This is a genomic window from Pectinatus frisingensis (assembly GCF_015732285.1).
GTDB classification, from domain to species: domain Bacteria; phylum Bacillota; class Negativicutes; order Selenomonadales; family Selenomonadaceae; genus Pectinatus; species Pectinatus frisingensis.
Genome location: NZ_WIQU01000054.1, coordinates 126413 through 152706, shown reverse-complemented (window position 1 = coordinate 152706; position 26294 = coordinate 126413). Strand labels below are relative to the sequence as shown.

Annotated in this window: 22 protein-coding genes; 6 read left to right on the top strand and 16 right to left on the bottom strand. The window is 37.8% G+C overall.

All coding sequences use genetic code 11. From position 1 onward, the window contains the following. Nucleotides 1-17 precede the first annotated feature (17 nt). The 6 genes from recO to I6751_RS10690 form a co-directional block, all read right to left on the bottom strand. On the bottom strand, nucleotides 18-755 hold the full coding sequence (recO, locus tag I6751_RS10715) for a DNA repair protein RecO (RefSeq protein ID WP_196591588.1): 738 nt from the start codon (nucleotides 753-755) through the stop codon (nucleotides 18-20). Next, complete coding sequence (locus I6751_RS10710) at nucleotides 755-1372, bottom strand: DUF502 domain-containing protein (RefSeq protein WP_229711396.1); 618 nt, start codon at nucleotides 1370-1372, stop codon at nucleotides 755-757. The genes recO and I6751_RS10710 overlap by 1 nt, the downstream gene beginning before the upstream one ends. Before the next feature lie 17 nt (nucleotides 1373-1389). After that, the gene (gene era, locus I6751_RS10705; RefSeq protein WP_196591589.1) at nucleotides 1390-2331 is read right to left on the bottom strand and encodes a GTPase Era; all 942 of its coding nucleotides are present in this window, start codon (nucleotides 2329-2331) and stop codon (nucleotides 1390-1392) included. A gap of 43 nt (nucleotides 2332-2374) precedes the next feature. After that, entirely contained in the window at nucleotides 2375-2836 is a 462-nt protein-coding gene (gene ybeY, locus I6751_RS10700) for an rRNA maturation RNase YbeY (protein ID WP_182187731.1), read from the bottom strand. A 19-nt stretch (nucleotides 2837-2855) separates the two neighbouring features. Continuing rightward, complete coding sequence (locus I6751_RS10695) at nucleotides 2856-3845, bottom strand: PhoH family protein (RefSeq protein WP_196591597.1); 990 nt, start codon at nucleotides 3843-3845, stop codon at nucleotides 2856-2858. 145 nt (nucleotides 3846-3990) lie between these two features. Next, entirely contained in the window at nucleotides 3991-8217 is a 4227-nt protein-coding gene (locus tag I6751_RS10690; protein WP_196591590.1) for a 2-hydroxyacyl-CoA dehydratase, read from the bottom strand. Nucleotides 8218-8716: 499 nt separating this feature from the next. Between I6751_RS10690 and minD the strand changes: the two genes are divergently transcribed. Beyond that, nucleotides 8717-9505: a septum site-determining protein MinD gene (gene minD / locus I6751_RS10685; protein WP_182187729.1), complete on the top strand. Its 789-nt coding sequence runs from the start codon at nucleotides 8717-8719 to the stop codon at nucleotides 9503-9505. A gap of 66 nt (nucleotides 9506-9571) precedes the next feature. Here minD and I6751_RS10680 read toward each other — a convergent pair whose 3' ends face one another. Then, complete coding sequence (locus I6751_RS10680) at nucleotides 9572-10459, bottom strand: LysR family transcriptional regulator (RefSeq protein ID WP_182187728.1); 888 nt, start codon at nucleotides 10457-10459, stop codon at nucleotides 9572-9574. A 276-nt stretch (nucleotides 10460-10735) separates the two neighbouring features. Here I6751_RS10680 and asrA point away from each other — a divergent pair, with 276 nt between their 5' ends. From asrA to I6751_RS10660, 4 genes are read left to right on the top strand one after another with little or no spacing between them, the layout of a single operon-like run. Next, nucleotides 10736-11785, top strand: a complete 1050-nt coding sequence (asrA, locus tag I6751_RS10675) for an anaerobic sulfite reductase subunit AsrA (RefSeq protein WP_196591591.1) — start codon at nucleotides 10736-10738, stop codon at nucleotides 11783-11785. After that, nucleotides 11778-12578, top strand: coding sequence for an anaerobic sulfite reductase subunit AsrB (asrB, locus tag I6751_RS10670; RefSeq protein WP_196591592.1), 801 nt, complete (start codon nucleotides 11778-11780; stop codon nucleotides 12576-12578). The genes asrA and asrB overlap by 8 nt, the downstream gene beginning before the upstream one ends. 11 nt (nucleotides 12579-12589) lie before the next feature. Continuing rightward, a complete protein-coding gene (gene asrC, locus I6751_RS10665) occupies nucleotides 12590-13615 on the top strand; it encodes a sulfite reductase subunit C (RefSeq protein WP_182187725.1) in 1026 nt (341 codons plus the stop codon). Between the two features lie 15 nt (nucleotides 13616-13630). Continuing rightward, a complete protein-coding gene (locus tag I6751_RS10660) occupies nucleotides 13631-14092 on the top strand; it encodes a ferritin-like domain-containing protein (protein WP_196591593.1) in 462 nt (153 codons plus the stop codon). A gap of 90 nt (nucleotides 14093-14182) precedes the next feature. Here the strand turns inward: I6751_RS10660 and truA are convergent, their stop codons facing one another. The 8 genes from truA to I6751_RS10620 all read right to left on the bottom strand — a co-directional run bounded on the left by truA (nucleotide 14183) and on the right by I6751_RS10620 (nucleotide 21956). After that, entirely contained in the window at nucleotides 14183-14956 is a 774-nt protein-coding gene (gene truA / locus I6751_RS10655; protein WP_196591598.1) for a tRNA pseudouridine(38-40) synthase TruA, read from the bottom strand. Continuing rightward, nucleotides 14956-15759 carry an energy-coupling factor transporter transmembrane component T family protein gene (locus I6751_RS10650; RefSeq protein WP_196591594.1) on the bottom strand — a complete coding sequence of 268 codons (804 nt, stop codon included), beginning with the start codon at nucleotides 15757-15759 and terminating at the stop codon, nucleotides 14956-14958. The genes truA and I6751_RS10650 overlap by 1 nt, the downstream gene beginning before the upstream one ends. Continuing rightward, nucleotides 15749-16618, bottom strand: a complete 870-nt coding sequence (locus I6751_RS10645) for an energy-coupling factor transporter ATPase (protein WP_182187722.1) — start codon at nucleotides 16616-16618, stop codon at nucleotides 15749-15751. The genes I6751_RS10650 and I6751_RS10645 overlap by 11 nt, the downstream gene beginning before the upstream one ends. 363 nt (nucleotides 16619-16981) lie before the next feature. Then, nucleotides 16982-18499 (bottom strand): phosphohexomutase domain-containing protein, encoded by a 1518-nt coding sequence (locus I6751_RS10640; protein ID WP_196591595.1) that lies wholly within the window; start codon nucleotides 18497-18499, stop codon nucleotides 16982-16984. Between the two features lie 169 nt (nucleotides 18500-18668). Continuing rightward, nucleotides 18669-19634, bottom strand: coding sequence for a class II fructose-1,6-bisphosphate aldolase (gene fba / locus I6751_RS10635; protein ID WP_196591596.1), 966 nt, complete (start codon nucleotides 19632-19634; stop codon nucleotides 18669-18671). 93 nt (nucleotides 19635-19727) lie between these two features. Further along, nucleotides 19728-20189, bottom strand: coding sequence for a ribose 5-phosphate isomerase B (gene rpiB / locus I6751_RS10630; RefSeq protein WP_182187719.1), 462 nt, complete (start codon nucleotides 20187-20189; stop codon nucleotides 19728-19730). Between the two features lie 37 nt (nucleotides 20190-20226). Next, nucleotides 20227-21165 (bottom strand): transketolase family protein, encoded by a 939-nt coding sequence (locus tag I6751_RS10625; protein ID WP_182187568.1) that lies wholly within the window; start codon nucleotides 21163-21165, stop codon nucleotides 20227-20229. Beyond that, the gene (locus tag I6751_RS10620; RefSeq protein ID WP_196599094.1) at nucleotides 21162-21956 is read right to left on the bottom strand and encodes a transketolase; all 795 of its coding nucleotides are present in this window, start codon (nucleotides 21954-21956) and stop codon (nucleotides 21162-21164) included. Before I6751_RS10620 ends, I6751_RS10625 begins: the two co-directional genes overlap by 4 nt. Before the next feature lie 411 nt (nucleotides 21957-22367). Between I6751_RS10620 and I6751_RS10615 the strand changes: the two genes are divergently transcribed. Then, nucleotides 22368-23171, top strand: coding sequence for a DeoR/GlpR family DNA-binding transcription regulator (locus I6751_RS10615; RefSeq protein WP_182187718.1), 804 nt, complete (start codon nucleotides 22368-22370; stop codon nucleotides 23169-23171). A 122-nt stretch (nucleotides 23172-23293) separates the two neighbouring features. Here the strand turns inward: I6751_RS10615 and I6751_RS10610 are convergent, their stop codons facing one another. Further along, complete coding sequence (locus I6751_RS10610) at nucleotides 23294-26083, bottom strand: sigma 54-interacting transcriptional regulator (protein WP_196591188.1); 2790 nt, start codon at nucleotides 26081-26083, stop codon at nucleotides 23294-23296. Nucleotides 26084-26294 lie beyond the last annotated feature (211 nt).

The following is a 26294-nucleotide window of genomic DNA, read 5'->3' as shown; positions in this document are numbered from 1 at the left end:
ATGCAATATTTTAATATTTATTGAGTTATTTGCTTTATAAATGCCAATGATTTTAATTGCTTACCCAATATCAATTCCAAATATTTAAGCATTATATTTTCCGCTGCCACTAAATCTTTCGCCTGAATACTGAATGAACACATATTATGCCATTCAAGTTTCCGCAATTTCAAAATTAATGTCCTAACAGACTGCGGATACAATATAATCGAATTATCATGCCCACACTTTTTGCAGACAGCACCACCTTCTTCGAAGGAGAAATATGCATCACCATTTATTTTTTTACCACATCTGACACAACTTTCATACTGCGGTTGACTACCTGTGAATTCCAATATTTGAAAAAAAGCTGCCAATGCTACTACCCGCGGATTTTTCTGACGCATTGATGGTATTATCTTCAATAATTCATCATATACTTCGGCTTGTGGCTGCCCTTCTTCAAATATTTCAGCAACGAATTCTGCTATAAATGATGCATATGCCAGTGCAATATAGTCATTAGAAAAATCTGCCAAAAAGCCATTGTGATCACAGTTTTTTATAGTATTAAGCTGTTGTCCTTCCGTTAATTGAACATCTACTACACCGAATAATTGTGAAACAGATGCCAATCTGCTTCTTGGTCTTCTGCAACCATATGCTGCTGCCCTTATTTTACCTCGATCACGTGAAAAAAGAGTAATAAGCCGATCGGCTTCCCGCCAATTAGCTGCTCCCAAAACAATAGCTCTCGTATTATAAAAAGCCATTATTTAATTCCTGCTGAATGATATTTATTATCCATACCGCCTGGCATAACCGCTCCCGCTGTTATAATGTACTGCAATGCATCTTCACCCTGTATGTCAATATACGTAACATCCCTTTTCGGCACAAAAACATTAAATCCCGAAGTCATGTTCAAACTCCATGGAATAAACACCGATACATATTCTTCATTACCCAAATATTTTGCCATGCATTTTGATACCGGTGTCATTACAAACCCCAGACAACGCACCCCTGGATGTGGATATGGCACCAAGACAGCATTATCAAACATATTGCCTGATTTAAAAATAGTATCAGACAATCTTTTTACACTACCATATATAAATTTTACTACCGGAATCTTGCTGATGATAGACTCGCCCAATGTCAAAAACCGTTTTGACAACCAATTTGATGATAAACCACCAACCGTCAAAATAATTATCAAAACAATTATTATCCCCATCCCGGGAAATTTAATGGGAATATATCTGCCAATCAAACCATCCAGCATAGCCCACACAGTAGCAATGACCAAATAAGTAATAAATATAGGCGTTATTATCATAATACCATTGATAAAACACTTTGACAGCTTATTCATCAGTTTCTTCATTACTACCCGCCTCTTTATCAATCATTGAACCCGAATTCACGCAGGACCCGTTCTCGATCCCGCCAATCTTTTTTTACTTTAACCCACAAATCAAGATATATTTTTGAACCTAATAGATTTTGTATATCACTTCTGGCGTTTGCGCCCACTTGCTTTAGCAATCCGCCCTTTGCCCCTATCACTATCTTTTTTTGTGATTCCCGTTCCACATAAATGGTTGCCCGCACATAGACATCACCATTTTTACGTGTCGTCATTTCATCCACATCAACAGCTACGGCATGTGGTACTTCATCCCGTGTCGACAACAGTACTTTTTCTCTTATAAGTTCTGCAACAATTAATCTTTCTGGCTGATCCGTCACCATATCCTCTGGAAAATACTGCGGCCCTACAGGTAAATATTGTTCAATTTCTGTTAAAAGATCCGATAAATTTTCCTTATTTTTTGCTGATATCGGCACTACTGTGGCGAACTTACTGGCATTGCCATCGTCCACCGCATTTTTCGCATCGTATATATTACTGTATTCATTTTCATATTTGTTTATTATCGGTAAAATTGTTTCTTTTTTTATGAGATCTATTTTGTTCACAATAAGAAGCACCGGTTTTTTTGCAGCCTGCAAGCGCTTCATTATATATCGTTCACCGCCACCGATTTTTTCGTTGGCATCAACTACAAACAATATCACATCAACTTCATTTAATGTATTCTGCGCTGCCCGCACCATATGTTCTCCAAGCTTATCAATTGGTTTATGTATGCCCGGAGTGTCAATAAATACGACCTGCATATTTTTCTGTGTCATTACACATAATATCTTATTACGCGTTGTCTGGGGCTTATCAGACATAATTGCTATTTTTTGCCCGATGAGATTATTTATCAACGTTGATTTTCCAACATTAGGTCGTCCAATTACAGCTGCAAATCCCGATTTGTACTTTTTATCCATAAATCTCCCTTAATATATCCAATGTTTACAAAATGTGCTTTCTTTATCGTGATATTCCCAATTTTTCCATGATAATTTCTTCTTCATGCCTCATTTTGCTGCGATCTTCTTCCTTTATATGATCATATCCCAGCAGATGAAGCATGCCATGAGTCGTCAAAAAGGCTATTTCCCGTCTGAATGTATGACCATATTCCTGTGCTTGTTCTGTGCCTTTTTCCACCGAAATAATAATATCACCCAACACATTAACCTTCGGACCGCCTTCAATTTTCGGTTCGTCACCTTCATTAAGCGCAAAAGACAATACGTCGGTCGGTCGGTCGATACCGCGATATTGTTTATTCAATTTATGGATATTTTCATTATTTGTAAGTGTAATACTGACTTCACTTTCTCCTAAACCGTATAGTTGCGCTATTTTATCCGTTGTGCATTTTATTATTTCAATGACAGATTCATCTATTTGCAATGTTTCAGGATTTTTATCAATTAAAGTTTCCATATTAACCATTCCTCCATCACTATTTACCTATCCTGTTCAACATTGTCTCTTCATGGGCATCATAGGCTTTTACTATACGTGCTACCACATCATGCCTTATGACATCAGCAGCATCAAAATGCACACAACCTATGCCCTTTATTCCCTGCAGGATATCGACTGCTTCCGTAAGTCCTGAAGTTACTCCATGCGGCAAATCGATCTGGCTCAAATCCCCATTAACAACCATTTTTGACCCCACTCCCAAACGCGTCAAAAACATTTTCATTTGTCTTCCTGTAGTGTTTTGTGCTTCATCCAATATAGCAAAAGCCCGTTCCAAGGTTCTGCCACGCATATAGGCAAGCGGCGCTGCCTCTATAATGTTCTTTTCCATCATTTTTTTGTACGTTTCATTACCCAAGGTGTCTTGAAGAGCATCATACAGCGGCCTTAAATACGGATCTACCTTTTCCTGCAAATCTCCCGGCAGATACCCCAGCCTCTCACCAGCTTCCACTGCCGGCCTGGTCAATATTATCCTCTCCACCTCATGACTGCGTAACGCCATTACCGCCATAACCACTGCCAAATAAGTTTTACCGGTGCCAGCCGGACCGACCCCGAAAGTAACCGAATTTTTGCGAATAGCATCAAGATAAATTTTTTGCCCAATGGTTTTGGGTCTTATCGTACGACCACGCGCTGAAATAAACAGCGTCTCACTAAATAGATTATGTAGTTCTTCTATATTGCCTTGTCTTACCAGTTTAGCTGCGTATCTTACCTCTTGAATCGTTATCTGTGTTCCCTGACGGTATAATCCCAATAGTTCTTCAAAAATTGCCACGACAGCTACAACTTCACTTTGTTCTCCAGTTATAGTAAGTTCAGTTCCACGGCCAGCCATTTTACAGGAAAACTCGTCATTTAAAAAGCGAAAAAAATCATCATGCTCACCCAGCAGAGCAATTGCTTCTTGTCTATCACGAAAAATTATTTTCCGTTCGCTAAATCCTTGCAAATGCAGCTATTCCTCCATTTTTAATCTTTTTGACCATCATTAATTTAATTTTACAGCATGAACTATAAATGTCAATTAAAAAGTCATTGCTCCACCATACAAAAAAGGCTGTCATACCAAGCAGCAAAAATGCCCAATATGACAGTCTTAATCAAGCTGTAACATCATTTTTTAATCGTTCTTTGGCCACAGAAAGCATTAATTTTATCCGATTTAGCTGATTGACCTCACTGACCCCTGCATCACAGTCAATCGCCACTATATTGGCACCCTTATGTGAACGGATCAATTCCCTGATCATACCTTTTCCCGTTATATGATTAGGCAGACAGCCAAATGGTTGAAGGCAGATAATATTATTTACCCCTTCGGCAAGCAGCTTAAGCATCTCACCAGTCAAAAACCAACCTTCACCAGCCAAATTTCCCAAAGAAACATGTTCCTTTGTAAGTGCGGCAATCTGTTCTATTGTCCGCGGTGCACTGAATCGTTTGCTGTTAAGCAATGCCTTACGCATCGGTCGCCGATAAAATTCCATCAGCTTTATTGATATTTCCGACTTAAATTTATCAAGCCATTTACCTGCAAGCATTTTATACGAAATTACATCATCATATGCCATATACATGAAGAAATCCATAAGATCCGGCATTACTACCTCAGCACCCTCTTCATAAAGGACTTTCTCCAAATGATTATTGGCCGTTGGATGATACTTTGCCAAAATTTCACCGACAATACCTATACGCGGTTTCTCCTCCGTTTCATCGAGCTGTATATTATCAAAATCTGCTGTAATCTGCTTAATGTTATTAGAAAATCTACCATAACTTGCATCTTCATTTCTTAAATCACTTTTACATAAAGCCATCGCTTCATTAAATAATTTGTTTACACTTCCCGGTTCTTTCTCATATGGCAAAGTGCGATGACGTGTGCGCTGCAGCAAGTCAGCATAAATAGTTGCTTTCAATACATCAACAAACAATTCACGTGTCATCTTAAACGAATCAGTATCCCTGCCCATGCAGGCAAACACCGGTACTTGGGACATACCTGTATCCTGTAATGCCTTGCGCATAAGATTTAAATAATTAGTTGCCCGGCAGGCACCACAAGTCTGGAAAAGCATTATCGAAGTTTTATCAATATCATATTTACCAGATTTAAGTGCATGAAGCAATTGTCCTATGACTATTATAGCCGGGTAACACATATCATTATTCACATATCTGAGTCCCTCGTCCACTGCCGCCTGTTTTGGCAGTTCAGGAATCACGATATTATAACCATATTTTCTCACGGCCGCACCAATAAGTTCAAAATGCAGTGGTGCCATTTGCGGTGCCAGAATCGTATGTTCAGTTTGACATTCTTTGGTAAAGTAAGCCCGCGGTTGAATTGTTTCCGGAATCCCCTGTCCCTGTTTCATACCATATTTCCATGCTGCTATCAAAGAACGCAGTCTGATCCTTGCCGAACCTAAATTGCTGACTTCATCCAGCTTTATCATTGTATAAACACAATGGTGCCGTTCCAAAATTTCTTTTACCTGCCCTGTCGTTATTGCATCTAAACCACAACCAAAAGAACTGAACTGTATAAGTGTTAACTCAGGATGTTCTGCTACATATTCGGCAGCATGATAAAGACGGGCATGATAGCTCCATTGATTGACAATGCTTAAGTCTGTATCCTTTGTCGGCAGATGATATAAGGCATCTTCCGACAAAACTGCCACTCCATAGTCTTGAATCATTTCAGGAATACCATGATTTATTTCCGGATCTATATGATACGGCCGCCCGCATAAAACCACTGCCTTCAACTTGTCTTTTTCTATCTTAGCCAGTATATCCCTGCCATAATCCTCCACATCTTGTTTATAATGATCCAGTTCAGCATAAGCATCATCAAGTGCCCGGCTGATACTCCGTTTACCACAAGGAAATTCTTTCAGTTCTTCCACCAATCGTTTATACATCTTCTTACGATTATTTATCGGCAAAAACGGCTGAACAAATTTTATTTTTTCCTGCCGCAAAACGTCCATGTTGGCTCGTATATTTTCAGCATATGAAGCTACTACCGGACAATTGTAATTACTGTCAGTTTCATTTACCGTGTCAGCAATATTAGTAGGTATGCAAGGATAAAAAATTACTTTTATTCCTTTTTCAATTAAATCCATTATATGCCCATGTGCCAGTTTAGCCGGATAGCATAATGAATCCGAAGGAATAGTGGCCATTCCTTTATAATACAGCTGTGCTGATGATTTGCCCGATAAAATCACCTCATATCCTAATTCAGTAAAAAAAGTAAACCAAAATGGATAATCTTCATACATGTTAAGACAGCGTGGCAGACCGATCTTACCATTAGGAGCGTTTGTCAGCGGTGTATAATAATCAAAAAGCCGATCATATTTATATTTATAAATATTAGGAACATTATTCGATTTAGATTTCGTCCCACCAGCACCCTTTTCGCAGCGATTGCCGATAAAGTACCTGCCGCCGTCAGGAAATTTCTGCATTGTCACCAGACATTTATTGCCACAACCCCTGCAGCGATATGATGTGGAAATGACTTTGAAGTCAGACAATGCTTTTATCGGCAGTAGTGCTGATTTTTTCTGCTTTCTTTCCATCCCCAGCAGCGCAATGCCGTAAGCGCCCATCAACCCGGAGATATCCGGACGAATCACATTTTTATGCAATAACAGTTCCATGGAACGTAAAACAGCATCATTATAAAAAGTACCGCCCTGAACAACAACAGCATCCCCCAATTCTTCCGTATTTTTTATCTGTATAACTTTAAACAATGCATTTTTTATAACCGATAACGCTATGCCTGCCGATATATCCGCTACAGGTGCACCTTCCTTTTGCGCCTGTTTTACCCTTGAATTCATAAATACAGTACAGCGTGTCCCCAAGTCCACCGGATGCTCAGAATTGAGCCCCTTTTTAGCAAAATCAGCTGCTGTCATTGATAATCCCTGCGCAAAATTTTCAATAAACGACCCACAGCCAGCAGAACAAGCTTCATTTAATACAATCTGTGATATATGTCCTTTTTTTACAAAAAAACACTTCATATCCTGTCCGCCGATATCCAACACACATGTTACATTAGGACAAAATTCCTGTGCAGCTTTTAAGTGGGCAAAAGTTTCCACTTCGCCAAAGTCAGCATGTACTGCCGCCTTAACAATATATTCACCATAGCCGGTAGTACCGGCACTGCTGATATAAGTTTCATCATTCATCCCGGCATATAATTCACGCAAAGCTTTTAATACACTATCCAAGGGGACACCTTTATTACTGCCATAAGAAGTGTAAAGCACTTGTTTATCACTGCCGACAGCAACAACTTTAGTCGTTGTTGAACCAGCATCAATACCTACATACAAAGGTCCCCTATAATTTTTTAAATTCCCTTTGGGCACGACATCATGGCTATGACGTTCCCTAAAATCATTGTATTCCGTTTCATTTTTAAATAAAACAAATGGCACCTCATCGGTGTCGACTTTAACATTTTTGCCGGCTTCTAATCTTGCTGCCAATTTTTTATAATCAAGCACCGCTGCTTCCTCGGACAGCGCCGCTCCCATGGCCACAAAATAACATCCATCCGGAGCATTCACCACATGGCAATCATCTAATTTTAATGTTTTTATAAACTGTTGCTTCAAAACAGGCAAAAAATATAACGGTCCGCCCAAAAATGCTATATGCCCCTCAATTGGCCGGCCCTGCGCTAAATTGCCTATTGTTTGATTCACAACAGCCTGAAATATCGAAAGTGCTATATCCTCTTTCGAAACACCATCATTAATCAGTGCCTGCACATCCGTTTTAGCAAAAACACCACACCGGGAAGCTATCGTATAAACCTGCCTTCCCCGTGACGCCAATTCGTCCAGTCCCTTGGCATCTGTGTGTAAAAGAGCTGCCATATGATCAATAAATGAACCCGTTCCCCCTGCACAAACACCATTCATCCGCTGTTCCGGAGCTATGCCAAAATATGTTATCTTAGCATCTTCGCCACCGAGTTCAATAGCTGCATTTGTTTCCGGTATCCATTTTTTTATGGCCTGTGTACAAGCAATAACTTCTTGAACAAAGGGCAGTTTCATCGCTGACGCCATTCCCATCCCCGCTGACCCCGTTAGGGTGCAACGAAATACCCGATGCTGCAGTTTGTCTTTTAACGCCACAATATCCTGACTTAATGCATTGTAAATTTCAGAAAAATGGCGTTTATACTGTTTAAATACAGTTCTGTCCAATTCATCTAAAACTACTGTTTTAATGGTGGTTGAACCTATGTCAATACCAATTTTCCAGATAGGATCCATAACTAACACCCCAAAATATAATTCTACCTAAATTATAACAATGTAGCTGATTTTGCATATAATAGATACCACGGGCAAACAATATATAAATAAAATAAATTATTATTCTTCTTTTATCTAAATAATGCCTGCTGCCTTGTTTGCTGCACGTCCCCATATCATTCATATTAACACAAGCAAAATCAAGCCTTATCGTCAACTGCAGCTAAACAACAATATTAATATCCATTATTTTTTGAATACATCATAATAACTTTTTTTTATTGATCATCTATTATAATATACCTGATTATGTTATACCATAATCAATAATTAATTTCAATAAGGAACGCGTCCATTGCAATATCCGTACGCTTATACCAAATTAATATTTTCTCGTCAACTTCATTTATGATATAATAAATTAAATTCTTTTTATAATAGTAACTGTTTAATTATACGGCTTTATCCTACGATAATATTAATTAATTATTACATGTAATAACATGGAGGAATAAAATTGGGTGAAACAATTGTCATTACATCCGGAAAAGGCGGCGTTGGCAAAACAACTGCCACTGCAAATATTGGGGCCGGACTTGCTCTTTCCGGTAAAAAAGTTGCGTTAATTGACACTGATACCGGATTGAGAAATCTCGATCTAATATTAGGTCTGGAAAATTACATCTGTTATACTCTTGTTGACGTAGCAGAAGGAAAAGTTCCTTATGAAAAAGCACTTATCCACCACCCTCAGTACTCAAATATGTATCTTCTGCCGACATCGCAAAAATACGATAAATCAGCTTTGCGCGGTGATGATCTCAGTAATCTATGCCAACAAATGCGCACCAAATTCGACTATATACTGATTGACTGTCCGGCCGGTATTGAACAAGGTTTTCAAACAGCAATTGCCGGTGCCGACAGTGCAATAATTGTCACTATGCCCGAAATGGCGGCCCTACGCGATGCTGATAAAGTGGTTGGCGAGCTAAATCGTGCTGACCTCACCGACATCAAATTAATAATTAATCGTATTCGTCCTGATATGCTGCAACGCGGGGATATGCTTGATATTGATGATATCAAGGAAATACTGGGTGTCCAGATACTCGGACAGATTCCTGATGAAGAAGCAATAATAAAATACACCAACAAGGGCCAACCAATTGTAGAAGATACAACTTCTATTGCCGGACAGGCCTATCGTGACATTGTTTCCCGACTTTGCGGCAATGTGGTACCATTTATCGACCTGACAGCAAAATCAGATTTTTTAACTAAATTCAAAAATCTTTTTCGTTAAAATCTATTATTTTTATTGTCTTACAAGAGTATCGCATCAACTGCGATACTTTTTTTATTATCATAATCATCGATGTAAACTGACCGCCTTAAAATATTTTTCTACAGCGGCAATATATTTACGCAGTTCCTTCGATAAATATTTATCCTTATGGTATATCACCCGGAATTCCCGCGACAAAACCTTATCCTTAATAGGAATCTGTACTATATTCGGTTCATGTATCAGCAGTGATTTAGAAACAATCGACACTCCTTGTCCCGAAGCAACAATATTGATAATAGAATCAGAGCTGTGGCAAACCCATTTCTGTACAATATGGATACCACTTTCTTCAGTTAAGGAAAGTAAAAACGCCCTGGTACCGGAACCTTCTTCCCTCATTACACAATCCATATCAGCCAATTCCGCTAATTTCACTGATTTTTTTTGTGCAAAAGGATGCTTTTTACCACAAATCAGTACCATTTCATCTCGATAAATTTCTTTTTTTATTACATCTTTTGCATTAACATTACCTTCTATTATCGCAATATCAAGTTCTCCTCCGGAAATCTTCTGAATAATGTTTTGTGAATTATCGATATAGACTCGTATTTTTACATTATTGTTTTCATGTTCATACTGATTTATCATATTAGCTAAAAAAAAGCTGCCTACAGTGAGCGATGCCCCCACATGTATCGTCATTTGTTCGGAAGCACGCCGCATGTAATGTTCCATTTCCTCGAAATTAGCCATTATATGCTTGGCATATTGTAAAAATTCCCGACCGGTTTCAGTTATATACAATTTACGTGAAAGCCTGTCAAACAGCTTTATATTATAATCAGATTCAATTTGTGAAATAACATGACTAACCGTCGGCTGGGAAATATACAGTTTTTTAGCAGCCAGTCCCATTTTTCCCAATTGAGCCACTGCAATAAAAATTTCTAAATCTCTAATCGTCATAAGATAGCTTATTCCTTTACTAATCTATGCAAAAAATGCTATATACTTATAATTAGTTTAGCATTTTACATCAGCATAAACAAGTTTTATAATATTAACGATATGATTTTCATAATAGTCACTCAGTTTCGATTAATTACGATCATTCTTTATAATTATATTATTTAAATTTTTAGCTGATATTTCCTTTTTCCCATAAAAGTGAAAATATTAACATGTTTCTTCTCAAAAATTTCAATGCACTATCAATTATTTATTAGAAAGGAAGCGCTTAGCTTGAAACACGCACAAACTTATCAACTAACTGTTAATGAAATGAATGAATTTCTTGAACAACTCAGTAAAAAGTACGATATCTATGCACCGGTCCGCATCTCGTGCGGCGGCAGATACGCCAAGGATGACTCCATCATTTATCAACCGATAAATACCTATCAGGAAATTGAATTTCATGAACGTTCTACTTATCCATTAAAAGAGGTACTCACTCCAATAACCCAAACATTATTTTATTTTACTGAAGATGAATTCAAAGAAAGTAAAAGCCCGCAAAAAGATGTTTTGATTTTTGGCCGGGCCTGTGATATCAATTCCATAAAAATACAGGATCAAATATATTTGCAAAATGGCGGTATTGAAGATTATTTCTATAAAAGGATACGGGACAAAATAAAATTCATCTTAATGGATTGCCCTGAGCAATTTGAAGGTTGTTTTTGCTGCAGTGTAGGAGCCAATAAAACCGACATGCAATCATTAGCTGTCTCTGATAACAACGGCAGTGCTTATGTCGGAATCTATGACAGTGATTTTAACAATTATTTTGCCAAATACTCTGCCGTTGATCATGAAATACAAACACCATTAGAAAATGAATTGAAAGTCGATTATCCCGTCATTGACAACCTTGATTTAGCCAATAAACTCAAAGAACATCCCATGTGGAAAGAATTTGACGCTCGCTGTATTGGCTGCGGTTCCTGTACTGTATCATGCAGTACCTGCACCTGTTTTGAAACTACTGATATAGTATATACACAAAATGCCCACATTGGGGAACGCCGCCGCACTTGCTCTTCCTGTATGGTAGACGGTTTTGATAAAGTTGCCGGCGGGCAGTCTTTCCGCAAAAAAACATCAGAAAAATATCGCTATAAAATTTTGCATAAAGTCTATGGTTATAACGCTCGTTTTCACACTGGTCCAATGTGTGTCGGCTGCGGCCGCTGCTCCGCCAGATGTCCTGAGCTAATAAGTTATCCGGCTACGCTGAATAAGCTTTCTCAAGCAATTAAAGAAATAAAAGGAGGTGTGCAGCATGACTAACAATCCTGTTAAACCAACTGCCTGCAAACTTCTTGATATCATGCCGCAAACTCAAACTGAATGGACTTTTCGTGTTAAAAATAATCTGCCGATAAAACATGGTCAATTTATGCAGCTGTCCTTGCCAAAAGTTGGTGAAGCTCCAATTTCAATCAGCGGTTTTGGTGATGGTTACGTCGATTTTACTATAAGAAAGGTCGGTAAAGTAACCGATGGTTTATTTTCCCTGAAAAAAGGTGACAATATATTCATTCGCGGCTGTTATGGCAATGGCTGGCCAACAGAACAATTCAAAAATAAAACCGTTGTCATCATTGCTGGTGGAACAGGTGTTTCTCCAGTAAAAAGCCTTGTAAATATGCTATGTGAACATAGCAATTATGCCAGGAATATATATCTCATCCTTGGTTTCAAAAATTCACACAGTATCTTATTTGCCGATGAATTAAAAAAATGGCAGACAGCATCACATTTTCATGTAATATACACTCTGGACGATGAAAACTATCCCGGTTTCAAAAAAGGCCTTGTTACTGATTTTATCAAAGAAATCCCCTTTGCCTCTTTTGATAATGAATATGAATGTATAATTGTCGGACCGCCTATTATGATGAAGTTTGTCGGAATGGGTTTACTTATGAATAAAGTTCCAGAAAAGAAAATATGGATGTCCTTTGAACGAAAAATGTCCTGCGGCATAGGTAAATGTGGTCACTGTCGCATAGATGAAACTTACGTATGCCTTGATGGACCTGTCTTTAACTACACTATTGGCAAAAAATTAATCGATTAGGAGGAATAATTGTGGTAGAAGATTGCAATATTAAAAAACTTAGAAACAATTGCTTTCGTCAATCAAAGGTTCCAGGTGAATTCATGCTGCAGCTGCGTGTACCAGGTGCCTTAATAGATGCGAAATGGCTGGATGTAATAAAACACGTCTGCCAAACATGGGGAGATGGTACGTTCCATCTTGGTATGCGGCAGACATTAAATGCTCCCAGAATAAAAGCCAAGGATATTCCTGCTGTCAATGAATACATCCAGCCGTATCTACAGGCTGTGGAATGTGATATGTGCGACGTAAAAATGCAAACCAAAGATGGTTATCCCTATATTGCCCCACGCAATATAATGGCCTGCATCGGTGGTATTCATTGCATAAAAGGCAATGTCTACACCCAAAGATTAGCACAAAAATTAGAAAAACTCATTTACCCAAATCCCTATCACATAAAAATTTCCGTCTCCGGCTGCCCAAACGATTGCGGCAAAGGTCACTTCCAGGATTTTGGTATAATTGGCTGCACAAAACCTATCTATACAATAGATAGATGTATTGGCTGCGGTGCCTGCGTTCGAAAATGTGAAAGTGCTGCTACCCGTGTACTTTCTCTCAATGATAAAAACAAAGTAGAAAAAGACCCCTGCTGCTGTGTTGGCTGCGGTGAATGTGTTACAGCCTGCCCAACTGGTGCATGGCGGCGGCCAGCCAAAGATTTTTACAAAATAATTCTCGGTGGCAGGACTGGTAAACAATATCCACGTATGGGCAAAATGTTTGCCAACTGGTTAACCGAAGAAAGCGTATTATCAATAATGAAAAATTGGCCCAAATTTTCTGAATGGGTACTGGGTGGCAAGCCAATTTATATCCACGGCGGTCACCTGATTGACAGGGCCGGCTACCAACGTTTCAAAGATTTTATGCTCGATGGTGTTAATCTTAACCCTGAAGCCATGATCGCCGAAAATATCAACTGGGCAGAAACCGAATATCGTAGCAATATCCACGTCAAACCGCTGGACAAGCATCTATCTGTCAAATAAGAAAGGGATGATCTTATGAGTGAAATATTTCAAGTCAGTGATTTACTGAACAGTATGGTACGTTTGGAAAAAACAGGCCAGGACTTCTACACAAAAATGGCCGTGGAATCAGCTGATGCAAAAATCAGCAGTTTCTTTCATTTTTTGGCCGATGAAGAAAAAAAACATGAAAAAACCTACACCAATTTATCAAATGAATATAAAAACGGCCTGTCTATAGACGAAACACTTGATGACAATTATAAATCCTATTTAAATGTATTAATCCGACAAAATTTTGCTTTTGACAATTTAAAACGACCTACTTTAAAAGAAGCTTTAAAATTTTCTATTTCATTAGAAAAAGACACTTTACTATATATCAATGAAATTCAAACCATATTTAAAAATGAAAAGGCCGATGTTTTTTCCCGCATTAAACAAGAAGAAGAATCCCATCTAAAAATGCTCAGTGAATATTCTCAGAAAAACTTATAAAAACAAAAAGAGCCTGTCGCATGAACAACATTGATCTCATAAAAATAGTTACGTGCGACAGTCTCTTTTTTATTTTTATCCCATCTACATTCAATAGTTTACCTGCCAGAGTACCAGTCCCTTAGCTGGTGCTGTTTTACCCGCTTTATTTCTGTCGCGTCCCCACAATATTTCTCTAAACTGCAATGGTGATAACTTTCCATTTCCCACTTTTACCACCGTACCGACGATATTTCTAACCATATGGTACAAAAAACCGTTACCCCAAAAATGAAATATATACATGTCTTTTTCCTGATGGCAATCCGCTTCATACAACGTCCGTACCGGACTCATTCCAGGTGCCCCTCCAGCAGCCCTAAAAGCAGAAAAATCATGTTCACCAACAATATAACCAAGAGCCTCCCGCATTGGTGCCAATTGCAGTGCATACTCATAATGCCAGCTATACCGCCGCAAAAACGGATCCGGTATTTTACTATGATGCAATTTATAAATATAAGTTTTACTTTTTGCACTGTGTAATGCACTAAAATCTCGTCCGACCTCCTGTGCCTCAGTGACAACTATATCATTCGGCAATAACCTGTTTGCCGCCCGTGGTATATTTTCCACAGGAATAATCCCATCAGAAAAAAAATTTACCACTTGGCCTTTAGCATGTACACCAGCATCAGTTCTGCCAGCAGCAGCCAGTTCTATAGAATCACCAAAAATTGCCGGTAATACTTCCTCTAGTATATTTTGTACCGCTACACATCTATTTTGTCGTTGAAAGCCATGATAATTAGTACCATCATAGGCTATGGTCAATCTGATATTGCGCCGTCGCCGTTTCATCATTTCTTTATGTTCTGATTTCATCATATACCTTTTATCTTAAAAATGATCAATACAATTACTACAATAATTACCAATACTGACACAAAAAAATCCAATCGTTCCAGCTTCATCTCTTTCATTCTGGTACGTCCCTGACCACCTCTGTAACAGCGTGCTTCCATAGCCAGTGCCAGCTCATCGGCCCGGCGAAAGGCTCCGACAAAAAGTGGTATCAATATCGGCATCACGAAACTCATGCGTTTGACAATATTCCCAGATGAGAAATCAGCTCCGCGCGACTTTTGTGCTTTTATTATTTTATCGGTTTCCCCTATCAAAGTAGGAATAAAACGTAGGGCTATAGTCATCATCATCGCCAATTCATGAGCCGGTACCCCGATAATTTTAAACGGATTCAATAAACTTTCCAAAGCATCTGTCAATACCAAAGGTGATGTCGTAAACGTCAATATAGAAGCCATTAGTATTAATACAAACAATCGTATAGTTATAAAAGTCCCCTCAAATAAACCATTCCATGTAGCTGAAAACAGCCATAACTTAACTATCGGCTCACCCGCATCGCCAAACAGATGAATAATAAAAGTGAACAAAATAATCCAAAGCATCGGCTTAAGTGATTTTAGATACATACTGATTGGTATTTTTGATATATACATGAGTATAATATTCAATAAAATAAGTACTATATAATCAGCTCGTGTATCGCATAAAAATACTGCCATAATAAATATAAACAATACTATTATCTTAACTCTGGCATCAATGCGATGCAGCAGCGAATCAGCCGGGAAAAACTGTCCAATCATTATATCATCGAGCATGCTTTTGCCTCCTGCGCCATTCGGCATAAATCGCATCAGCTGCATCATCAACGTTAAATTTATCAACAGAGATATCGAAAACCTCTGTCTTTATCCGCTCAAGCAGCTGAATCAGCTGTGGCGGTTCCAATCCGGCTTTATGCAATAAATTTACTTGCCTAAAAACATCCTTAGGGTTCCCATCAGCCAATATCTGTCCATCATTTAAAACAATCACACGCCCAGCTAATTCTAAAATATCATCCATATTGTGTGAGACCATTATAATTGTAGTTTTGCCTTCATTATATAATTTTTTTATATTTCTCAATAAACTACGTTTTGCCTGCGGATCAAGACCAGCCGTTGGTTCATCCAGAACCAGATATTTAGGTTCAAGAGCGATAATACCAGCAATAGCCACCCGACGCATTTGCCCACCGCTTAAAGAAAATGGGGATAAATCCTTGTATTGCTTATAATCAAGATCCACGAAGGCCATGGCTTTCTTTACCCGCTCAGCAATCTGTGTTTCTGATAAGCCAAAGTTCTTTGGACCAAAAGCAATATCGGCAAAAATTGTTTCTTCAAATAATTGCTGTTCCGGATATTGAAATACCATGCCAACGCTTCGCCTCGCTTTCAGTTTGGCGGATCCCTTGCTATTTACATCTATTCCATCTACAATGATCTGCCCGTATGATGGTGCAATCAAACCATTTAAATGCTGCATGAGCGTCGATTTCCCTGAACCGGTATGTCCAGCCACAGCAATAAAATTTTTTTCCGGTATTGTAAATGACACATCTTTTAAAGCAATTTTTTCATATGGAGTTTTCTTCATATAGGTATAGGTAACATTTTTTATTTCAATAGCCACTATCGTTTCACCATAATCATTATATATTATTGATACTATTTACCATTATACATCGCCGCATATTGTCAACGCAATTTTAATTATCATTTACAATAATTATTTATAAATTATTGTATCAAATTCTACTCAATATTTATAGTACACTATTGAAATGCTTATACTTTTTTATCGGATAATACCGGCTCTTTCTATATTACTATACCAGTAATTGCAACCATCACTAACATTATAATCAATTAAGCAGAATAATTTTTTTCAATCATCCACTTAATTATAACCCATAAGCTTATATAAAAAAGAAAACACTCAGGTAAACTAATACACCTCTTTTACCCGAGTGTTTTTTATGGTCAAATTATACCATTATCTGTTCAAAACATTTGTATCCAATTTATCAAATCCCTGTAAAAGCTCTTTTACCATATCCGTTATTTTTTTGCAGTCACCTGCACCATTGCCTTCCACATTCAAAGGCATTTTGGGATCATGCAGCGACTGTCGCAACAAAGCCCAGCCATTTGCATTACCTTTAAATGATAAACGGACACCTTCATAAGAAGGGGTTACTACAGTATAACCTTTTTCTCTGGCGCGTTCTTCAAAAGTTTTAAGAACATTTTTCCCATAAGCTTTGAAATCCTCACATTTTATCGCCATACGATATTCAGCTTCTTCAAAAATCGGCTGTAATTTTTCTATAAGGTTTTCCAATGATTTATTTTCTCTTTTGGCAAGTGCTGCGGCAATCAATAGTTTAACTGCCAAATAAGCTCCATCATCCAGATAGTAATTTTCCTTAAGTGCACCATGTCCGCTTGTTTCAATTGCCAATGGCGATGTTTCTCCCTTGGCATTAAGCCGCTTACATTCATTAATTACATTTTTATAACCGCGCATATAACGATGATGTTTTAAATGTAATACATTCTGTAAGAAATCAGTAAGCTTATCTGATGTCACAGAATCGGTAATAATTGTTGAATGTGGATAAGTCGGCGCCAAAATGGCAGCCATCATCGCAATAAGCGAATCACGACTGATTTCCCGTCCATCAGAAAGGACTGCCGACATCCTGTCAACATCTGTATCAAAAATAAGCCCCAAATCAGCTTTATTCCTTATTACAGCTCCTTGCAAAGCTTCCATTGCCTGCTTGTTTTCCGGATTGGGAATATGATTGGGAAAATGTCCGTCCGGTTCAAGGAACTGACTTCCCGACGTATCAGCACCAAGTTGCCCTAAAACTTTTTCCACAAAAAAACCTCCGGCCCCATTGCCCGCATCCACAACAATATGCAATCCATGCAAAGGATGATAAAAATCGGTCGAATCTATTCCCTTGCGAATTTTTTGACAAAGGTCCTGAGCATAAATATCTATCAAATTACAACTTATAACTTTTTGAAGATCTGCTTCCAATGCCCTTATTTGCCCTGCAATTTTTAATACTTCAGTCAAATCACTTTTTTCCATGCCGCCATCAATTGTAAAAAATTTCAAACCATTACGGTTAAAAGGTAAATGACTTGCTGTTATCATGATTGAACCATCAAACTTAGTCTCATTGTACACCAACGACATAAACATAGCCGGTGTTGTTGCTAAACCACAATCGTATGCCACAGCTCCTAATCCTAAAACAGCCTTTATGACTTGTTCTTGTAAAAAATCTGCCGACAACCTTGAATCATGCCCAACCGCGATTTTCAGTTTGGTTTCTTTTTTTCCTGTTTTATCAGCTAACCACTTAACAAATGCCCCTGTAATACGATTTGTATATTCCCTTGTCAATGTGACATTTTCACCGGCAACACCTTCTAATGCCACGCCACGAACATCACTGCCATTTTGCAGATTCATTATTACCTTATCATCCGACATATATATCCTTCCCTTCATCATATCTTTATTATAATAATAAAGACTTTCATCACTTAAATCAATATAAAAGGAGTGTAAAACCACGGCACTACAAAGTCGCATTTTACACTCCCTTCCCTGATTTAAAGGCCAGTATTATCATATGATAAACATTCTGTTTGGAAAATGATCAGGCCTTACCCGCACAGCCAAGAACATCAGTTATCTTATGCTTAACAAGTTCCTTGATATAATCTCTTGCCGGTGACAAGTACTGACGAGGATCGAAGTGATCCGGATGAGCTGCCATATGCTCACGAATTCCTGCTGTCAATGCCAATCGTAAATCGGAATCAATATTGATCTTGCACACGGCTGATTTTGCTGCTTTTCTTAACTGATCTTCCGGAATACCAACAGCATCAGCAAGATTTCCTCCGTTATCATTAATAATTTTAACATATTTAGGAATAACAGATGAAGCACCATGCAATACTATCGGAAAATTTGGCAATCGCTTTTCGACCTTTTTGAGAATATCAAAACGAAGCGGCGGCGGTACTAAGACACCGTCTTCATTTTTAGTACATTGTTCCGGTGTAAATTTAAATGCCCCATGACTTGTACCAATGGCAATTGCTAATGAATCCACACCAGTAGATTTGACAAATTCTTCTACTTCTTCCGGCTGTGTATACGATGAATCATTCGCCGCTACATTTACATCATCTTCAATACCGGCCAGTCTTCCCAATTCACCTTCTACCACAACGCCCTTCTTATGTGCATAATCAACAACGCGTTTAGTAAGCTCCACATTGTCTTTAAAAGTATGCTTGGAACCGTCAATCATTACAGATGTAAATCCACCGTCAATACATGCTTTGCATATTTCAAAATCTGCCCCATGATCCAAATGCAGAGCGATTGGCAGATCAGTATCCTCAATCGCTGCTTCAACCAGTTTCGTTAAATATACATGCTTGGCATACTTACGTGCTCCAGCAGATACCTGGAGTATCAATGGTGCATTTTCCTCTTTGGCAGCTTCCGTAATTCCTTGAATAATTTCCATATTATTCACATTAAAAGCCCCAATTGCATAACCACCCTGATATGCTTTTTTAAACATTTCTGTAGTAGTTACTTTTGCCATCAAACATCACTCCAAAAGTAAAATAATTTTTATCCAATACATTTTTACCCTGAACTTACTTTTATCAACAAACTGCTCCTAAGCTTACTATTCTTATTTGGCTGCCTTTATATGTTCTTGTTCCAATTCATTTATACGGAGTACCTTAGGCTGAGATCTTGACTGTTCCGAAAATTCGCAGTCAAGCCATGTGTCCAATAAAGCTTTTGCTAATTCTGTCCCGATAACACGTTCACCCATACAGATTATCTGAGCATTATTACTTAATCTGCTGCGTTGAGCAGAGTACTGATCATGACATACAGCAGCACGAACACCAGGTACTTTATTAGCACAGATGCACATACCAAGTCCAGTTCCGCAAACCAGAACAGCTTTTTTATATTTACCTGCAGCAACAGCATCAGCCACTTTATAGGCAACATCCGGATAAAGTACTGTTTCACCCTTTTCAGCACCAAAATCATCTACTTCATATCCTTTTGATTCCAAATGCTGTTTCAAAATCATTTTTAAATTATATGCTGCTTCATCACAGCCAATAGCTATTTTCATTATATTTTCCCCCTATAATTATAAAATAAACATTAATTCACTTTAAAAAACTGCTCACTTTATTATCAATACCTTCGGCATCAAGCCCGAATTCATGCAATAACGCTGTTGCCGGACCCGAATGTCCGAAACAGTCATTTACACCGATCCGCAGAACAGTGCTCGGACAATTTTCCGACAATACTTCGCATACCGCTCCGCCCAGTCCGCCGATCACTGAATGTTCCTCGACCGTTATGATTTTTTTTGTCTTTTCGGCGGCCTTTACAATTATTTCCTTATCGATAGGTTTAATAGTATGGATGTTTATAACTCCGACATCCAGTCCCCGCTGCGCCATCTTTTCAGCAGCTTCCAGGGATGCCCCTGTGCAAAGCCCCGTGGCAATGATCGTCGCATCGGTCCCTTCGCGCAAAGTAACACCTTTTCCCAGCTCAAATTTATAATCTGCCCTATCATTTATCACCGGAATTGCCAGCCTGCCAAACCGCATATATACCGGCCCGTCATGATCATATGCCGCTGTCACAGCTGCCCTGGCTTCTATATCATCAGACGGATTAATAATCACCATGCCCGGTATGGTGCGCATCAAGGCAATATCTTCATTGCACTGATGTGTCGCCCCATCTTCACCTACCGATATTCCGGCATGGGTCGCGCCAATTTTTACATTAAGGTGCGGGTAACCAATGGAGTTTCTCACTTGTTCAAAAGCCCGGCCGGCTGCAAACATTGCAAAAGTGCTGACAAAAGGAACCAGTCCCGTAGTCGATATTCCTGCCGCCATACCCATCATATTGGCTTCGGCAATCCCGCAGTCAATATGCCGTTCGGGATATGCCTTCTTGAAAATACCGGTTTTCGTCGCCGCTGCCAGATCCGCATCCATGACTATAATGTCATCATGTTTCTTATACAATTCCACCAGCGCATTGCCATAGCTTTCCCGTGTCGCCGTTTTTACCGTTGTCATGCTGACACCTCCCCATTTTTTTCCAGTTCCTGCATAGCTTGTTTATATTGTTCTTCATTCGGTGCTTTACCATGCCAGCCTACTGCATTTTCCATAAAGGATACGCCTTTTCCCTTAATGCTTTTGGCTATGATCGCTGTCGGCTTTCCTTTGCTGCTTTTCGCTTCTTTAAATGCTGCCCTTATCTGGTCAAAATCATGTGCATCTATATTTATAACGTGAAAATTGAAGGCCCTGAATTTTTCCCCTATCGGATAGGGTGAGCATATTTCCCTTACCGTGCCGTCTATCTGCAGGTTATTGTTATCCACCACAACTGTCAGGTTATCAAGTCCATGGCTTCCCGCAAACATCGACGCTTCCCAGACCTGCCCTTCCTGCAGTTCTCCATCTCCCAGCATCGCATAAATCCGGAAGCTTTTATTTTGTACCTTAGCCGATAGTGCCATTCCTACCGCAGCCGAGATTCCCTGTCCCAATGACCCCGTTGACATATCAACACCCGGCGTATGTTTCATGTCCGGATGTCCCTGCAGGTATGAATCAATGTGGCGCAATGTCTTCAGATCTTTCGCCGGAATATATCCTTTTAACGCCAGAACCGAATACAATGCCGGGGCTGCATGCCCTTTTGATAACACAAATCTATCGCGGTTTTCATCATGCGGAGCTTTACTGTCTACATTCATTTCCTCAAAATACAGATATGACAATATATCTGCTGCCGATAATGAACCACCTGGATGTCCTGATTTTGCATTGAATGTCGCTGTTATTATATTTTTGCGCAATTCATTCGCAACTTTTTAATTTAGACTTAATAGGTAAATGAACCTCCCTAAAAATTAGCAGTAATTAAACAAAGTAAACTTACTTTATTTGCTATAATATTACAAATTTGTCGAAAGCATTTATGTTTTATTATCGTTTAACTTTGTTTATATATGTTATCTTTTATTTATTTTTTATTATAGCAAATTTTTTTTTTATTTCAAGGATTTTTTTACTTATTTTTTTACTTATTTTTATGTTTTGCCTATTTCTTCCTCTTTTACACTCGCATTCTTTTATTTATTTTTTTATTTTGTTGTTAAGCACACAAAATAATTGTCAAATTTTCCCACATACTATATAATATTAATATCATTGTAGAGTACTTAACTTTATCTTTGACGAATCTTAATCTAGGGAGGTTTTGTGCTATGTTTGCTATAGAGCGACAGAATATCATACTAGAGCATATAAAAGGACATGGTAAAATAACAACACAGCAAATATGTGATAAATTCAACGTATCTGCTACAACGGCAAGAAATGATATGAAAGAACTAGAGGCAAAAAATCTTATAGTAAGGGCTCATGGCGGCGCAACTTTAGCAGATACCCAGTTAAGAGTTCCTGACGCCAATCATATTTTTTCAATTGACAATAATGACAGCTACAGTTTCGTATCCAGAGAAAAAAAATGTATAGAAGAAAAGGACTACATAGCAAAAAAAGCCCTTTCCTACATTACCGAAAGAGGTTCCATTTATTTGGACTCAGGGACTACAGCATTGGTTATCGCCCAAAAACTTGCTGCTTTACAAAAAAATCTGATTGTGGTAACCCACGGCCTGCATATAATGTCCACTTTAGTGACCAATCCATATATCACAGTCATATTCGTAGGCGGTATCGTAGGTAAAGATGCAGCCTATATTGAAGGAACGCTCGGCGCCGGCATTTTTGATAATTTAAACATAGACCTCGCATTTGTATCAGGATATGGTATGACAATAAAATCCGGAATTACTGACTTTAATCCGTATGAAGTGGAACTTAAACGTGTCGTTATTAAACATTCCCATAAAATAATTGCCCTTATTGATTCTTCCAAATTTGATGTAGTATCCACAGCCAGTTTTTGTCCTACAGATAAAATTGACACAATAATTACCGATTCTAAAGTCTCCTCCGATATTCTTCAGGAATATCAATCTCAAAATATAAACATTGTCTATTGAAGTTCATCGCTATGACCGCCATAAAATAAAGCCTCTGTTTACCAAATACACATTTGATGAACAGAGGCTTTATTTTATGGCGGATTTTGTATATTACAACAAAGTATATAATGAAAATAATTTTACGCATGTGTAGTAATTATTTTTACTATATATGCTATTTCAGCGTCACTCACTTTTATATTATAATCTTCTTCAATCGGTCTTAATGCCTTGTGGATATTCACAAATAATTCCTTATTAATAACGTAAAACTTATCAAGATCATCAAAAGTAATATTTATTTTTCCCACACATCTGTCCAATGCACATCCAATATGAATTATTAAATCCAACGTAAGATTTTTATTATGTGGAGAATAATTAATTACATCAATAAAATCACGTATTTTGAAAATAGCATGACGAGGATTAACAAATTTTACATATTTTTCTAAAAGTTCCTTTGCCGTTTCGTAGATGGTTGGTATCTGCGTTGTTTTAGGTAAAGATACCGGTCCTTCCATGCTGCCATCAAGCAAATGGAAAAATACTTGTTGTACCTGTTCTGAAACCAATTGATTTATCGGGAAAAAAGGAATTGGCAGCATAGGATCAATATTACCGACAGCAGCTACCATATTATATTTTTTACTTAATAACTCATAATTTTTCCTGACATTTACATAATCCACTGTAAAAACTTTTATTGAGTTCACATAATATTTATCCAATAATTTGTCCAGCATATTTTTTACTATTACACTGCTGCCTTTTCCTGTGGTACATACGGCCAGCACAGCCAATGATTTTCGTTTGACCGGTTCGTTTTCCTGCTGTTCTTTTTGACTTTCTTTTATATATATATCATCTATATCGCCCACATCATAAAGCACATGACGAAGTACACCAAGGGCCAATGGCGTTGATACAGCTCCGATCAATTTTACTTTTATTCCGGTATCTGCTGTCAACCTTTTATCAAAGGTAAGCAGCGACCCCATGTCTACTAATAAGATTACACCTTTACCCTTATTCACAGTCAAAACCATTGCTTTCAATTTTCTATATGTCTCATCAACGCTTTGATACAAAGGCATATCAATTGCCTTCATCAGATCAGTGTTGAGTAATGCATTGCAGGTATCAGCCATACTCATCGCTGTAGATTCTCCATGACAGACTACGATAACCCCAATTTTACTGGTATCTGCTTCTATTTTACTGTGGCAAAGAAGTAGCGCCAAAAACCCTTTTTCACTTTCAGGCATGATTATTCCAAATTTGTCAGTTAACAATTTTACCATTTCTCCAGCTGCTTCAAATTCGTCGGGATGCTTTGCTTTTATCTTAAATAAATGCCTATTATCATCATCTGCTAACTTTTGCCCACTGCGTTTAAGAAGCGCCTGAATATGTAATGACAATCCAAATAAAAAATAATTATTAAAATTTACGTTTAATTTTCTTCTGGCGTACTCTATAAACTGGATCGTAGTATCAACTACCTCTTTAGACACCAATTTATAGAGGTTTGTTATATTAGAACGTGAATTAGAAAAATATTTATTCACTCCGCCTAAATATGTGTCTATTTCATTCTTCAGCATATCATTTATATTTTCAATAGTCGTTCCCTGTTCTTTTAGTTTATTTAATTTTCCCACTATAACATCATAAATATTATTTTCCACCTCAGCAAAAGTAATTTTGGAATCTTCCTCCGGTGAAATCTCGATGTCTTCAGAAAACATATCAAGATAGCAGGTAACAGCCTTATCCATTTTTGCATAATTAAACAAAACAGTCCGTATGTCTTTATTCAACATTTGATAATTTATATATATTGTCTGGTTATTCTGCAAATATTCTAAAAAAGCTGTAGCACATAATAATCTTATTTCCGAACGTAATTGTCCTATATTTCCCACACTAAATTCATATAAAGCCAACGCTTTTAAAACTTCCGGAGCTATTTTTACCGGATGTTTCAAATTTATAGCTTCATATTTAAAAAAATATTCTATTATTTCTATTTTTTCTGCTATTGGTTTATCTCTATAGTTAGGCAAAATAATATTGACCGGAATGCGCCGCATAAATGTATTTAAAAGTGCAGTAGCCGGATTTTCCGTTGTGGCTGCAATAATCAAAATGCTGCTTTTCCTTTTCCGGCTGTCACCCAAACGATTGTACTCCCCTTTATCCATTAAATAGAAAAGCATTTCTTGCCCATCCGGAGGCAGCCTATGTATTTCATCAAGAAATAGCACTCCACCATCCGCCTTTTCAACCAAACCTGATTTATCATGATCAGCCCCTGTAAATGCATTTTTGCTGTGCCCAAATAATTGCGACAATAATAATTGCGGATTATTAAAATAATCTGCACAATTAAACGTCACAAATGGATAATTATTCGCGTTTTTATTATTTACCAACATTCCATATGCATGTATAGCCTGGGCAAAAGTAGTCTTACCAACACCACTGTCTCCCAGCAGCAATGTATGAAGTCCTTTAGGAGGATAAACAATTGCAGCTTTAGCCTGTCTTACCTGATAAAGCAAACTACTATCATATCCCAGAAGGCATGCAAATGGATCTTGGCTGTTTAACCGCTCATCAATTACTTTTTCCTGTAGTTCCTGTAATGTATAAATATTTTTAAATGGTATGTTATATTGTTCATACAGCCGAGAAATAATTTTATATGGTAAAAAAGTGACCGGGCGGCTATTTATTTTTACCAGTGTGCCCTTTTTACACAAATTATTTAATATTCCACTGGCATTATTCCTTAATATTCCCAGTTGTTTTTGAATATCAATAGCTTGGATTCCCGGACTGGTTCCGTTTTTTATTTTTTCTACAACATCCCCAAAAATACATTTTTCATTAATAAATTTATTTACCATATCTGCTTGTTGCATTTTATTTTCCCCCAGGCAATATTATATCTGTTAATTCTGTTAATTTGTTAAAAAATATTTTTTCAAAATTTTATACACTATTTTATAATAATTCTATACACAATATTTTATAAAAGTTTAGTGTATAGAATCATTATAACACTTTTGGCATATCCTACTCATAATAGCTATACACTAACTTGGCACGCAATATGCTTATATTATTAAACGT

Excerpts from the sequence above, each read along its gene's own strand:
- recO (WP_196591588.1), bottom strand. The coding sequence starts at position 755 with ATGGCTTTTTATAATACGAGAGCTATTGTTTTGGGAGCAGCTAATTGG.
- I6751_RS10710 (WP_229711396.1), bottom strand. The coding sequence starts at position 1,372 with ATGAAGAAACTGATGAATAAGCTGTCAAAGTGTTTTATCAATGGTATT.
- era (WP_196591589.1), bottom strand. The coding sequence starts at position 2,331 with ATGGATAAAAAGTACAAATCGGGATTTGCAGCTGTAATTGGACGACCT.
- ybeY (WP_182187731.1), bottom strand. The coding sequence starts at position 2,836 with ATGGAAACTTTAATTGATAAAAATCCTGAAACATTGCAAATAGATGAA.
- I6751_RS10690 (WP_196591590.1), bottom strand. The coding sequence starts at position 8,217 with ATGGATCCTATCTGGAAAATTGGTATTGACATAGGTTCAACCACCATT.
- I6751_RS10680 (WP_182187728.1), bottom strand. The coding sequence starts at position 10,459 with ATGACGATTAGAGATTTAGAAATTTTTATTGCAGTGGCTCAATTGGGA.
- asrB (WP_196591592.1), top strand. The coding sequence starts at position 11,778 with ATGACTAACAATCCTGTTAAACCAACTGCCTGCAAACTTCTTGATATC.
- I6751_RS10660 (WP_196591593.1), top strand. The coding sequence starts at position 13,631 with ATGAGTGAAATATTTCAAGTCAGTGATTTACTGAACAGTATGGTACGT.
- truA (WP_196591598.1), bottom strand. The coding sequence starts at position 14,956 with ATGAAATCAGAACATAAAGAAATGATGAAACGGCGACGGCGCAATATC.
- I6751_RS10650 (WP_196591594.1), bottom strand. The coding sequence starts at position 15,759 with ATGCTCGATGATATAATGATTGGACAGTTTTTCCCGGCTGATTCGCTG.
- I6751_RS10640 (WP_196591595.1), bottom strand. The coding sequence starts at position 18,499 with ATGTCGGATGATAAGGTAATAATGAATCTGCAAAATGGCAGTGATGTT.
- fba (WP_196591596.1), bottom strand. The coding sequence starts at position 19,634 with ATGGCAAAAGTAACTACTACAGAAATGTTTAAAAAAGCATATCAGGGT.
- rpiB (WP_182187719.1), bottom strand. The coding sequence starts at position 20,189 with ATGAAAATAGCTATTGGCTGTGATGAAGCAGCATATAATTTAAAAATG.
- I6751_RS10625 (WP_182187568.1), bottom strand. The coding sequence starts at position 21,165 with ATGACAACGGTAAAAACGGCGACACGGGAAAGCTATGGCAATGCGCTG.
- I6751_RS10615 (WP_182187718.1), top strand. The coding sequence starts at position 22,368 with ATGTTTGCTATAGAGCGACAGAATATCATACTAGAGCATATAAAAGGA.
- I6751_RS10610 (WP_196591188.1), bottom strand. The coding sequence starts at position 26,083 with ATGCAACAAGCAGATATGGTAAATAAATTTATTAATGAAAAATGTATT.